The sequence below is a fragment of the Clostridium sp. genome, from assembly GCF_016650095.1.
Lineage (GTDB): Bacteria > Bacillota > Clostridia > Clostridiales > Clostridiaceae > Clostridium_AD.
In genome coordinates this window covers 1-12,009 of the sequence record NZ_JAENWL010000075.1, presented here as the reverse complement: position 1 = coordinate 12,009, position 12,009 = coordinate 1, and the positions used below count along the sequence as shown (strand labels likewise).

Below are 12,009 nucleotides of genomic sequence, written 5' to 3'. Positions count from 1 at the left end.
TTCATATTGAGTTCACTATTTCTTATTTAAATGTTCCTTAAGTCTCTCTTTAATCTTTTTTTCGTATCCATTATCACTAGCTTCATAATATGTTGTGGAATTTAGTTCATCAGGCAAGTATTGTTGTTTTACATAATTCCCGTCATATGCATGTGGGTATAAATATCCTACTCCATGACCCAATTTTTTCGCACCACTATAGCTGCTATCTCTTAAATGTGCAGGTATACCCCCTATGTTTTTCTCTTCTACATCTTTAAGAGCCTTGTTAATAGCCATATAAGATGCATTACTTTTAGGTGCGCTGGCTATATAAATTGCAGCTTGTGACAAAATAATTCTTGCTTCTGGCATTCCTACAAAATGGACCGCCTGTGATGCATTATTTGCTACGAGTAGTGCAATCGGATCTGCATTTCCCACATCCTCAGCTGCAGCTATTACAATTCTCCTCGCAATAAATTTAGGGTCCTCACCCGCATATATCATTCTAGCCAGGTAATGCACTGTTGCATCAGGATCCGACCCCCTCATACTTTTAATAAAAGCAGAAATCACATCATAATGTTCATCTCTATTTTTATCATAATTAATGTGTTTTTTTTGGAGACATTCGGCTACTACATCAAGAGTTATGTTTATTTTACCCTGCATATCTCTATCCGTAGTGAGTACCGACAATTCCAAGGCATTAAGGGCACGCCTAGCATCCCCATTTGCCATATTTGCAAGATAACTTATAGAATCACTCTCCATGCAAATATCAGTATTTCCAAAACCTACTTCTTTATCTTCTAGTGCACGTTTTAGAATTTTTTCAATATGTTTTTCATTTAACGGTTCCAGTTTAAATAGCATTGACCGAGATATTAATGCATTATTAACTTCAAAATATGGGTTTTCTGTGGTTGCTCCAATTAATACTATTGTACCCTTCTCTACAAAGGGTAATAATGCATCCTGTTGAGCTTTATTAAATCTATGAATTTCATCAATAAATAAAATAGTGCGAACATCGTACATTCCTAAATTATTTTTTGCAAGGGCCACCACTTCTCGTAATTCTTTTAACCCATCTGTTACTGCATTAAGTCTAACAAAATTAGATTTCGTAGTATTTGCAATAACTTTAGCCAAGCTAGTTTTACCTGTACCTGGTGGACCATATAGTAGTAGGGAGGTTATCTTATCTGCTTTTATAGCTCTCCATAAAAGTTTTCCCTTTCCTAAAATATGCTCTTGTCCTACGTAATCTTCTAATTTTTCTGGCTTTAATCTTTCAGCAAGTGGAGCATCTTTGCGTAAGTTCTTTTCAGCTTGTAATTCAAACATATCCATATAATCACCTTTAACTTAAAGATTTCTGCTTTAGTTTTTCTGTCATTTCATGTAACTTAACTATTCCATCTGCCCTTAATCTCTTATTCTCATCTTCAATAGACTTTGTTTCCTCTATACCTTGCATAATAGTGTTCCATGTTTTCTCTAGAGTTTCAATTTTTACACTTGTTCCTCCAGCGAGTTTTGCTATGTCTACACTTTGACTTCTAATATTTTCAGCATTTTTCATTAACAATTCATTAGTAGTCCTGTCGAGCTCTGTTAAAGAATCTGATACTAACTTTTGCTTTTTTAAAGCAATAGCTTGAATTATCCCATTTTTGAATACAGGTATGGTTATTATAAAAGCAGAGTGCACTTTAGATATCAACTTATAATTTCCTCTTTGAATCATTTTAATCTGAGGTGCAGTTTGTAATGATACCATCTTAGCCATTTCCAGATCATAAATTCTCTGTTTCAACATTTCAACAGTGGCCTTAGCATTTTCAAGATTTATAATATTTATTTGTTCGCCATTCGCCGCCAGGGTTTCAAGTTTAGGAATATCTTCACTTTCATTTTTTTCAACCACCATATTTCCTGCAGCAATGTATTTTTCTAATTCCCCATAGTACTCAAAATTTTGATTGTATAAGTTTTCAAGTGACATGTTAGAATTATTTATTTCTGCTTTATATCCACTAAGTTGAGTATAGATTTTATCTATTTCTCCTCCAATGGTTTTATACTTACCCAGCATTTTTTCTATAGCCTGACTTGGTTTACTAAAAAGCTTTGCAAAAAATCCAGTTTTGGCCTCTTCAAAATCTTGCTTATCAAATTTTTTCATTATACTTGTAAGTTCTTTTATCATAACTCCTGAATTTTCTACACTGCTGGATTTAATAGAATTTAATATTTGATCTGCAAATTTGGATATTTGCTGAGCAGGTTCATTACCAAATTCTAATACAGCATTTGCATCTTTAATATTTATATTGGATGCAATTTGAATCACTTGTGGTGAGGTTTTAAGCTGCTTACTTATGCTTATTGCCTTTTTCTCTATGTTCTCATTTTCACTATTCTCATCATTAATTACAAGTACTCCATTATTATTTTCCATATTTCCCACTCCTCTAATCTATTTTCTCATATTATTTTTCAGATTTCTATGCCATAACATAAAATAATTTTTCTTTTTAACTACTAAAAATATTAACTATGAAACAAACTCTCGAAAAAGCCTTTTTTCCTCTCCACATATTTTTTAAAGTGCAATCCAAAGCTGACGTTGCAAAGTCTATGAATATCATATTGATCTGGATAAATAAAATTTTCAATGTCGTTATATCCTGAAGGGTTATAGATAATTATATCTACTCCCATAGAATTCATAAAAGTGAGCATTATACAATCCTCAAAAGATAAGTTTCCATTTTCTTCATTATTATAGACTACAATTTTAGGAACATCTTCTGGGTAATCATATGCTTGCAATAATTCAAGTAATGAAGAATCTAAATTTATAAGAACTGAAAAAATGTCCACTTGTAAATCTCTTAAATCTTCCTTTTCAACGTTTATTATTACAGGATTTAAGCATAAATCTTTAATTTTGCCTGCCATAGTTTTTTGAAGTCCGGATCGTAACTCCTTGTATTTCCACCAAGATGAATTAATCATTTCTAAAGTATCAAACTCTGAAAAAACATTACTCGGGTAAATTTTATTGAATTTTCCATATTCCAAATGTACTACATCCATTATCGGTAGTTCTTCATAAAAGAGTTTAGTAAATTTTCGAGATACTACCTCATTAATTTCCTTAAAGTAAGTATTAATATTAGTGTGAGTGCCACAAATTTTAGAGAACATGTTAGGTATAACCACAGTTGAGTTTTTAACCTCAAAGCCTTCCCTTACATATGCTTTTTCTTTAATCCATATATATATTTCTTCATAGGTAGTATTAAGGGTTACCGCCTGTACATTATAATTTGCGAACTGCCAAGGCCTGTAAAACCCAGAATCATCTGCAAACAGTGTTTTATTAAGCTCTTCTTTAGCATTAAATGCAGTAGTCTTAATTCTATCTTCCACACTAATAGGGAAAGGTTTTATTGGTATTTTACAATTATAAACAATTTCCTTAGAAAACACATTGTATTTATCAATTTCATAAAAAGCTCCAGAACTTTCCGGATTAAAATATAAGATATCACAACCCAATGTCGATAATAATGTCAAATAAAAAACTTCTGCGATTGAACCATCCCCATAGAACAATACTTTAGGATTAATATTTCTATAATCAAATTTTTCGAATAATTCTTTGAAATAAATATTTATCCAATGAATATTATAATTTATAATAATCTTTATATTATGATTATCGCTTATTTCGCTACTCTTAATATAATACTCTATTAGTCCCTTAAAATTATTTTTAATTTGTCTGAGCAAAACTTTGTTAGATAAATCAGGAAAAAGTCCATTATCACTTATTAAGTTCATAATTAAAGATACGTCTATTACTTCAGTCAGGAAGATTTTTGTCCAAATATCATTTAATACATTTTGAAGTCTTATGTTAATGTCTTTATCTAATCCTTAACTAAATCGCATGTAACCTTGTCCTATTCTCTCTAATTCTTTGTCTAAACTATATAGGTTTTCATAATAATCTTTCTCGTCCTTTTTTATTCCTATAAACCTATAAAAATAGTTTGGAATATAAACGACATTTAAATTATATTGAAATTTGTTTCTTTTATAAATCTCTGTTTTTAAACAACTTATAATATCCTCATTAATGTCTAAAATCACATTTTTAATCTCCAAATTATTCAAACTATTCTTCTCCATATTCACCTTACCTTCTCAATTGTTTTTTACTGTAAATATAGTTTTTACACATTATAAGTATACCATATTAAGCTTATGTTTTTCATTATAATATATTGAAAAAAATCCATTTCATACTTAGGGTATAGAATTTTTAGAATATTCCAACTTTTTCTAGGACCGATTTTTTTCAGGAAAGCTATTCTTTTATACGCATAAAAGGTGTAATATATATATTATAGTTCATTCTATGTACACATACGTAATAATTTTATAATATTTTTCAAATTTTTACTATATTAGGTATAAAATTATTCTATTTTCATCATTCTAACAAATATTTACATAAGGTAGCTACCAATTAATTATTGCTAGGTACCCTAAAAAAACGCAAAGGGGATAACTATTGATACTTCTTATCCCTAAACAGAACAACAAGGAGGTTTATTATGGGACTTTTGACTTTCAAAAAAGGTATTCACCCTAATGGTAAAAAAGAATTTAGTATGCACAAACCAATTCAAGATTTGCTCCCAAAAGGTAATTTAGTATTTCCTATGGTACAGCATATAGGAGCACCTTGCGACCCTTTAGTAAAAAAAGGTGATAGAGTCTTGGTTGGACAAAAAATAGGTGAATCCAAAGCTTTTGTATCTGCACCAATATTTTCGAGCGTGTCTGGAACAGTATTGGACGTAGCACCTAGACTACATAGTAATGGAACCCTGGTAATGTCAATCATTGTAGAAAATGATAACATTTATGAAGAAGTACTTACAATGGTTCCAAACAAAGATTACGAGAAATTGTCGAAAGATGAACTTGTAGCTATCATTAAAGAAGCAGGCATTGTAGGTATGGGTGGAGCAGGTTTTCCAACACATATTAAGCTCAACCCGCCAGCAGACAAACCCATCGACAGCATTATAATAAATGCCGCAGAGTGTGAACCATATTTAACCTGCGATTACAGAATGCTTCTCGAAAAATCTAGTGAAATAGTTGAGGGTTTAAAAATTATTCTTCACATGTTCCCTGGCGTAAAAGGGTATATTGGAATTGAAGATAATAAGCCTAAAGCAATTGAGGCTATGAAAAAAGCTGCAGCAAACATAACCAATGTACAAGTTACTCCACTTACTACAAAATACCCTCAAGGAGCAGAAAAACAATTAATTTATGCAATTACTGGTAGAGAGTTACCTTCTGGGAAACTTCCTGCAGATGTTGGATGCATAGTTCAAAATGTTGATTCTGCATTTGAAATTTATAACGCTGTAGTAAACGGTATACCACTTATGGAGAGAGTCTTAACTGTAACCGGAGAGGCAATTAATGAACCTTTGAATTTAAGAGTAAAATTTGGAACTTCTATAAACGAAGTTGTCGAAGCTGCTGGCGGATTTAAGGAAGACCCTGTTAAAGTACTTTCAGGTGGACCTATGATGGGAATGGCTTTAAGTTCTTTAGATATTCCTGTAATTAAAGGAACTTCTGGTATACTTTGTTTAACAAAACATGAAGCTACAATGGTAGAAGAATCTAGTTGCATAAGATGTGGAAAATGCTTAAGTGTTTGCCCTATGAATTTAAATCCTACAAAATTAAACTCTTTAGTTTTAAGAAGTAATTATGAAGATTTCGAGAAATTACATGGTATGGATTGTATTGAATGTGCTTGTTGTTCTTATGTATGTCCAGCAAAACGTCATTTAACTCAAACCTGCCGCGAAGGTAAACGAACAGTAAACATTAATCGAAGAAAAAAATAGATAGAGGTGACTTATATGTATACAGTATCTTCATCCCCACACACAAAATCAAATGATTCAGTGCAGGGTATAATGAGAGACGTAATAATAGCATTAATACCTGCTACCATTGCCGGAATATATTTCTTTGGAATGAAAGCATTTTTAGTTACATTGGTATCTGTGTTATCATGTATTGCGGCAGAAGCATTATGGCAAAAGCTAACTCACAGAAAAATTACAATTGGAGACCTTAGTGCTGTTGTAACTGGTTTATTAATTGCTTTTAACATGCCAGCTGCTGTTCCACTTTGGCTTCCTGCAATTGGTGGATTTTTCGCTATAATTATTGTAAAACAATTTTTTGGTGGAATCGGACAAAATATAATGAATCCAGCACTTGCCGCAAGAGCATTTTTACTTGCTTCTTGGCCGGTACATATGACTAATTTTACCGTTGATGGTGTTTCATCTGCTACGGCACTTGGAATACTTAAAGAAGGTGGCGGAGACCTACCTAGTATAATGAACCTTTTCATTGGTAATGTAGGTGGTTGTATAGGTGAAACCTCTGTAATTGCATTATTAATTGGTGCAGCTTACCTATTATATAAAGGAATAATAAGCTGGCATATTCCAGTAGCCTATATTGGTAGCGTATTTATTTTAACCTTTATATTTGGCAGAGATGGATTAATGACTGGAAATGCATTATACGAAATATTTGCTGGAGGATTAATGATTGGTGCTTTCTTTATGGCAACTGATTATACTACTTCTCCAATGACTAAAAAAGGACAACTTATTTTTGGAATTGGATGTGGAGTTTTAACCGCAACAATACGTTTATATGGTGGTTATGCTGAAGGGGTTTCCTACTCAATATTAATAATGAGCTTATTTGTACCATTTATTGATAAGTATACAGCTCCACGTATTTTTGGGGAGGTGAAATAATTGAAAGATAATATAAAACTAGGTCTAATTTTACTTTTAATTACAGGAATTGCAGGATTTTTACTAGGTGGTGCCTATGAAGTAACAAAAGAACCTATTGCTGCAAGGGTTGCTGCTGATAAGAAAGCTGCGATGACAGAACTATTACCATCGGCCGATAAATTTGATATTTCAGATGCAAAACTTGACGCAAATAAGATTTCAGAAGTTAATGTAGCCCTTAAAGGTACTGAAATTGTTGGATATGCTATAAAAGTTGCACCAAACGGATACGGTGGACCAGTGGAAACAATGGTTGGAATATCAGCTGACGGAGAAGTTACTGGCATTAAAATTTTGGCACTGGCTGAAACTCCTGGTCTTGGTGCTAATGCTCCAAAGCCTGAGTTTTCAGATCAATATAAGAATAAACCTACAGAAGAGAAATTAGAAGTTGTAAAAATAGCACCTACAAAAGAAAATCAAATACAAGCTATTACAGGCGCCACTATTACATCGAAAGCAGTAACACTTGGCGTTAACGATGCTATTGATTTTTATAACTCTTCACTGAAAGGAGATAAAAAATAATGAGCTCATTTTCTGAAAGAATAAGAAACGGTATAGTAACCGAAAATCCAATATTTGTACAAGTTTTAGCTATGTGTCCTACCCTAGCTGTTACCAGTAGCGTACAGGATGGTGTAGGCATGGGCCTTGCATCTACAGTTGTATTAATCGGTTCCAATGTTATTATTTCCTTAATAAGAAAAATGGTACCGGATAAGATTCGTATACCAGCTTATATTACAATAATAGCTACTTTTGTTACATTAATACAATTTTTATTGCAAGGTTTTGTTCCAGCTCTATATAAATCTTTAGGGATTTTCATTCCACTTATAGTTGTTAACTGTATAATTCTTGGAAGAGCTGAATCCTTCGCAGGAAAAAACAAAGTATTACCTTCACTCTATGATGCTATCGGAATGGGACTTGGATTCACCATAGCATTAGCTGTTCTTGGAGCAATAAGAGAATTATTTGGAGCTGGTTCATTACTAGGTTTCAATGTATTTGGTAGTTCCTTTGAGCCTGCTATAATGATGGTTTTAGCTCCTGGAGCTTTCATCACCGTTGGAATTTTAATGGCTTTACTAAATCAAAAAGCAATCAATGAAACAAATAAAGTTAATAATAAAATTGCACATTTTCATGAAATTGATCCTGAGACTGGTGAGTGTTCAGGTTGTGGATCTTGTTCACATGGTTGCAAAAAATAATTTATTTAACATTATTAAGAAAGGTGGATTAACATGGGACTTTTTTCAATTTTTATAAATGCATTTTTAGTAAATAACTACGTATTAGCTAAATTCCTTGGAATATGTTCTTTTCTAGGAGTTTCTAAAAAAACTGAAACTGCAAAAGGTATGGGACTGGCAGTAATATTTGTTATGCTCTTAGCCTCATTAATGACTTCCATAGTTTACAAAATTTTAGCTCTTTTACACGTGACATTTTTGTCAACTCTAGCCTTTGTGCTAGTTATTGCAGCCCTAGTACAATTTGTTGAAATGGTTGTTAAGAAAACTCAGCCAAGTCTCTATAAAGCTCTTGGTATATTTCTTCCATTGATAACTACAAACTGTGCTGTTCTTGGTATGGCCCTTATAAACCTCCAAGAAAAATATACTGTGCTACAATCTCTAGTTAATGCTCTTGGAGCAGGTCTAGGTTATATGCTTGCCATTGTTCTTCTTTCAGGTTTAAGAGAACGAATGGAAGGAAATGACAATATGCCACTAGCATTTAGAGGTCTTCCTATCTCACTAGTTACTGCTGGACTCATGGCTATCGCATTTTTAGGCTTTAGTGGTTTAAAACTGGGGGGTATTTAAATGGATATAAACAATTTAATTTACCCAGTACTCGCCATTGGTGGTATGGGACTTATATTTGGAATAGTACTTGGTTATGCTAATAAAAAATTCCATGTACCAGTAGATCCTAAAATACCACTAGTTAGAGAAGCATTACCAAGCGCGAATTGTGGTGCATGTGGATTCCCTGGTTGTGATGCTTATGCTACCAATGTAGTTGAGGGAGGTGCGCTCCTAAATCTCTGTTCAGTAGGTGGAAGTTCTGTTGCTGAAAAATTAGGAGAAATAATGGGCGTATCTGTTGAAACTTCAGATCCACAAGTTGCCTTTGTTAAATGTAAAGGTACTTGCACTGTGGCTAAAGAGAAATACGTGTATGACGGAATTCAAGATTGCCGCCAAGCCGTTATTGCTCCTGGTGGTGGTTCTAAAGCTTGCTCAGATGGATGTCTAGGACTTGCAAGTTGTGTTAGAGCTTGTGAGTTCAATGCCCTTCACATCATCGATGGCGTAGCTGTAGTATATAATGACAATTGTGTAGCTTGTGGTGCATGTATTGCAGTATGTCCTAAAAACTTAATAGAGTTCGTACCAGCGAGTCAACCAGTACTTATTGAATGTAACTCAAAATCAAAAGGTAAATCAGTAAAAGATAATTGTAAAGTTGGATGTATTGCATGCCAAATGTGTGTAAAAGTATGCCCATCTCAGGCAATTACTATGGTTAGTAACTTAGCTGTAATAGACTTTGAGAAATGTACGCAGTGTGGCTTATGTGCTACAAAGTGTCCTACAAAGGCTATTAAACCTTTACCAGATAATAAAGAGTTTGTTAAGCCTGTAAAGGCTACTGAAGAGGCTAGTAAGATTCCTCTTGAAAAACCAGCCGAAAAAGTTAGTAAGTAATTACAAAAAAAGAAAAGATACTAAGATTAATACTCTTAGTATCTTTTCTTTTTTGTTTTTCTTAGAGTTGTGACTTGCAATAAAAAGCGCAGAAACATTAGAATTTCTTAATCAAATTTCCAGTTTCAAGTTCTTATTGCAAGTCACACAGGAGAAATTTAATACTTATTTGTTATTCTCAGATGCTACCTTCTGATAATGTTCTAACTCTTCCTTCGGATAGGCTCCCGTCCAATGGTAGGGCTGTAATTCATTAAGAGTTACAAATTTTAGAACGTCGTCTTTTGTTGTTACGCCAACTTTCACATCTTTTCCCCAATAGCGTAACCGTTCTTGACATACACCACAAGGTGAAAGCACCTTAAATTGAGCTCCTTCATCATCCCGTACCACGCAGAGGCAATGCGTTACTTTTAAGTTGTATTTCTGTGCTTCACACATTGCTCCTGTTTCTATACAAAGCATCACACCAGCATTAGCAGTTTCTAATGCCACACTTATTAAATACTTATCATCCTCAGTATGAATTACTCCCACACCACCCCATCCTGTTGGAAAACGCTGCTCAATAAATTCAACAGCTCTTTTATACATATTTTGCTCTATATTCATAACTCTAACCCCCTATTTTATAAATAATGTACGTAATATTATATAATTGTTTAAATATCGTAGAATTACGATTAATAGGATAGAGACATTGAAATTTGATTTAGAAATTCTTCTTTTGCGTAAATTCTTATGGTCCTCACAGGACGCGAGTTCAAAAAACTATATATTTCTAGCTTTCGCTTCTTCTGCCCTTCCCCGTAGGGGCACGCTCAAAAAGTATTAATTTCTCCGAAGTGACTTGCAATAAGAATCGAAGAAACATTGAAATTCGATCTAGGAATTCTTGTTTTGCGAATGTAAACTTCTCGTAAGCCTGCCAGGATGCGAGTTCTAAAAAACTATATATTTCTAGCTTTCGCTCCTTTTGCCCTTCCCCGTAGGGGTCCGTTCACAACAGTATTAATTTCGCTGCAGTGACTTGCAATAAGAAGCGCAGAAACATTGAAATTTGATTTAGTAATTCTTGTTTTGCGAATGTAAAATTCTCGTAAGACTGCCAGGACGGCAGTCTAGCGAACCTGAGCCAGGACGGCGAATGTGAGCACGTAACAATTAATAATTGTTACGCACCCCAGAGAACTACCCAGAGGTTGAGAATTTTACATGAGCAAAACATTAGAATTTCTTAATCAAATTTCCAGTTTCAAGCTCTTATTTGCAAGGCACGGCGGAGAAATTTAATACTTTATATCTGTGGTAATATTTTTTCTAATCTACTTTTTAATATACTAGATAGAATTCCAATAAAATACCCTGTAACAATAGCTGCAATTAGTAATACTGGTAAATATACATATATTCTTAAATCATTAATAATGAAAGCAGCTACCAGTAGCTGCCCTACATTGTGAAAAACAGCTCCACAAACGCTAATTGTAGGGATACTTAATGAGTTCTTAAAATACTTGTATAATAATATCATTACTACATTACTTAGCACTCCACCAGCAATACTGAACATAAAAGCTGACATGCTTCCTCCAAACATAGAACCTAATATGGTTCTTAAAATCATTATTAAAAATGCTTCTTTCCAGCCTAATAAAATTAATGCAACTAAGGATATCGAATTAGCAAGGCCTAATTTTATTCCTGGAAATAGAACTGGTATCTGAGCCTCTATTAAATAAATAACTAAGGCTATTGCCACAAGCATACTAAGTAAAACCATTCTTTTAGTACTTTTCATATTTTCACCTACATTTTTTTAATTTTAAAATGTCCCTCCATCAATGCCGTTATCTACTTGTCCCTCAATATTAATTATAAGTTTAAAAGGCAAACATACAATCATCTCGCCTGGCTCTGAAATCCATCCACTTTTAACACACTCTTTATGCGGGCAATCAGCATCTATTATACTAATGCCATTATATTTAACTGATATGGTATTATAATGGCCATTATCCGCCTTTATAGTAAACTCTTCTGGCTTTACTACCTTAGTTAAATCAATAGTTTTAAGCACTATGCCCTCACGTTTAATAATTGCAATATTCTCGGAACCCTTAATTGCGGTTTTATATATTCCAGCTCCACTAAGAGCTATTACTACAATAATTAAAAGTATTATTCCAACTATCTTATCGCCCTTCTTCATAAGTGAACTCCTTGTTTGTTAGGTTAAAACTACTTTTAAGCCCTGGAGTAACATACACTTTTTTATCATTCGTAACAAAAATAGCCTCTACACCTTTAATAGACTCTACCAATTTAAGTCCTTTTTCAAGACCCAAGATATAAGTGCTTGT

The 12,009-nt window shown here is 33.3% G+C and carries 12 protein-coding genes and 2 pseudogenes; 6 read left to right on the top strand and 8 right to left on the bottom strand.

Annotation, left to right across the window (positions count from 1 at the left end):
• Positions 1 to 15 precede the first annotated feature (15 nt).
• The 4 genes and pseudogenes from JJE11_RS06600 to JJE11_RS17740 form a co-directional block, all read right to left on the bottom strand.
• Positions 16 to 1,338: a replication-associated recombination protein A gene (locus tag JJE11_RS06600; protein WP_291633823.1), complete on the bottom strand. Its 1,323-nt coding sequence runs from the start codon at positions 1,336 to 1,338 to the stop codon at positions 16 to 18.
• A gap of 10 nt (positions 1,339 to 1,348) precedes the next feature.
• On the bottom strand, positions 1,349 to 2,449 hold the full coding sequence (locus JJE11_RS06595; protein WP_291633821.1) for a toxic anion resistance protein: 1,101 nt from the start codon (positions 2,447 to 2,449) through the stop codon (positions 1,349 to 1,351).
• A gap of 92 nt (positions 2,450 to 2,541) precedes the next feature.
• Positions 2,542 to 3,369 (bottom strand): YceG family protein, encoded by an 828-nt coding sequence (locus JJE11_RS17745; protein ID WP_366927913.1) that lies wholly within the window; start codon positions 3,367 to 3,369, stop codon positions 2,542 to 2,544.
• Positions 3,370 to 3,375: 6 nt separating this feature from the next.
• Positions 3,376 to 4,152, bottom strand: a pseudogene (locus JJE11_RS17740) (YceG family protein); the annotation flags it as partial.
• 467 nt (positions 4,153 to 4,619) lie between these two features.
• Here JJE11_RS17740 and rsxC point away from each other — a divergent pair.
• The 6 genes from rsxC to JJE11_RS06555 are packed head-to-tail and all read left to right on the top strand — an operon-like array spanning position 4,620 to position 9,646.
• The gene (gene rsxC, locus JJE11_RS06580; RefSeq protein ID WP_291633817.1) at positions 4,620 to 5,942 is read left to right on the top strand and encodes an electron transport complex subunit RsxC; all 1,323 of its coding nucleotides are present in this window, start codon (positions 4,620 to 4,622) and stop codon (positions 5,940 to 5,942) included.
• Between the two features lie 15 nt (positions 5,943 to 5,957).
• Positions 5,958 to 6,878, top strand: coding sequence for an RnfABCDGE type electron transport complex subunit D (locus JJE11_RS06575; RefSeq protein ID WP_291633815.1), 921 nt, complete (start codon positions 5,958 to 5,960; stop codon positions 6,876 to 6,878).
• Entirely contained in the window at positions 6,879 to 7,448 is a 570-nt protein-coding gene (locus JJE11_RS06570) for an RnfABCDGE type electron transport complex subunit G (protein WP_291633813.1), read from the top strand.
• A complete protein-coding gene (locus JJE11_RS06565) occupies positions 7,448 to 8,140 on the top strand; it encodes an electron transport complex subunit RsxE (protein WP_291633811.1) in 693 nt (230 codons plus the stop codon). Before JJE11_RS06570 ends, JJE11_RS06565 begins: the two co-directional genes overlap by 1 nt.
• Before the next feature lie 33 nt (positions 8,141 to 8,173).
• Positions 8,174 to 8,758 carry an RnfABCDGE type electron transport complex subunit A gene (locus JJE11_RS06560; protein WP_291633809.1) on the top strand — a complete coding sequence of 195 codons (585 nt, stop codon included), beginning with the start codon at positions 8,174 to 8,176 and terminating at the stop codon, positions 8,756 to 8,758.
• A gap of 6 nt (positions 8,759 to 8,764) precedes the next feature.
• A complete protein-coding gene (locus JJE11_RS06555; protein WP_291633825.1) occupies positions 8,765 to 9,646 on the top strand; it encodes an RnfABCDGE type electron transport complex subunit B in 882 nt (293 codons plus the stop codon).
• Between the two features lie 165 nt (positions 9,647 to 9,811).
• Here JJE11_RS06555 and JJE11_RS06550 read toward each other — a convergent pair whose 3' ends face one another.
• From JJE11_RS06550 to JJE11_RS17735, 4 genes and pseudogenes are all read right to left on the bottom strand, one after another.
• Complete coding sequence (locus JJE11_RS06550) at positions 9,812 to 10,258, bottom strand: cytidine deaminase (protein WP_291633807.1); 447 nt, start codon at positions 10,256 to 10,258, stop codon at positions 9,812 to 9,814.
• Between the two features lie 685 nt (positions 10,259 to 10,943).
• Positions 10,944 to 11,447: a Gx transporter family protein gene (locus tag JJE11_RS06545; protein WP_291633805.1), complete on the bottom strand. Its 504-nt coding sequence runs from the start codon at positions 11,445 to 11,447 to the stop codon at positions 10,944 to 10,946.
• Between the two features lie 24 nt (positions 11,448 to 11,471).
• Positions 11,472 to 11,858 carry a NusG domain II-containing protein gene (locus JJE11_RS06540; RefSeq protein WP_291633804.1) on the bottom strand — a complete coding sequence of 129 codons (387 nt, stop codon included), beginning with the start codon at positions 11,856 to 11,858 and terminating at the stop codon, positions 11,472 to 11,474.
• A pseudogene (locus JJE11_RS17735) lies at positions 11,842 to 12,009 on the bottom strand (FAD:protein FMN transferase); the annotation flags it as partial. The gene JJE11_RS06540 and the pseudogene JJE11_RS17735, both read right to left, overlap by 17 nt.

What these genes read in the sequence shown, in the direction of transcription:
- JJE11_RS06600 (WP_291633823.1), bottom strand. Translation starts at nt 1,338, where the DNA reads ATGGATATGTTTGAATTACAAGCTGAAAAGAACTTACGCAAAGATGCT.
- JJE11_RS06595 (WP_291633821.1), bottom strand. Translation starts at nt 2,449, where the DNA reads ATGGAAAATAATAATGGAGTACTTGTAATTAATGATGAGAATAGTGAA.
- rsxC (WP_291633817.1), top strand. Translation starts at nt 4,620, where the DNA reads ATGGGACTTTTGACTTTCAAAAAAGGTATTCACCCTAATGGTAAAAAA.
- JJE11_RS06575 (WP_291633815.1), top strand. Translation starts at nt 5,958, where the DNA reads ATGTATACAGTATCTTCATCCCCACACACAAAATCAAATGATTCAGTG.
- JJE11_RS06565 (WP_291633811.1), top strand. Translation starts at nt 7,448, where the DNA reads ATGAGCTCATTTTCTGAAAGAATAAGAAACGGTATAGTAACCGAAAAT.
- JJE11_RS06560 (WP_291633809.1), top strand. Translation starts at nt 8,174, where the DNA reads ATGGGACTTTTTTCAATTTTTATAAATGCATTTTTAGTAAATAACTAC.
- JJE11_RS06550 (WP_291633807.1), bottom strand. Translation starts at nt 10,258, where the DNA reads ATGAATATAGAGCAAAATATGTATAAAAGAGCTGTTGAATTTATTGAG.
- JJE11_RS06545 (WP_291633805.1), bottom strand. Translation starts at nt 11,447, where the DNA reads ATGAAAAGTACTAAAAGAATGGTTTTACTTAGTATGCTTGTGGCAATA.
- JJE11_RS06540 (WP_291633804.1), bottom strand. Translation starts at nt 11,858, where the DNA reads ATGAAGAAGGGCGATAAGATAGTTGGAATAATACTTTTAATTATTGTA.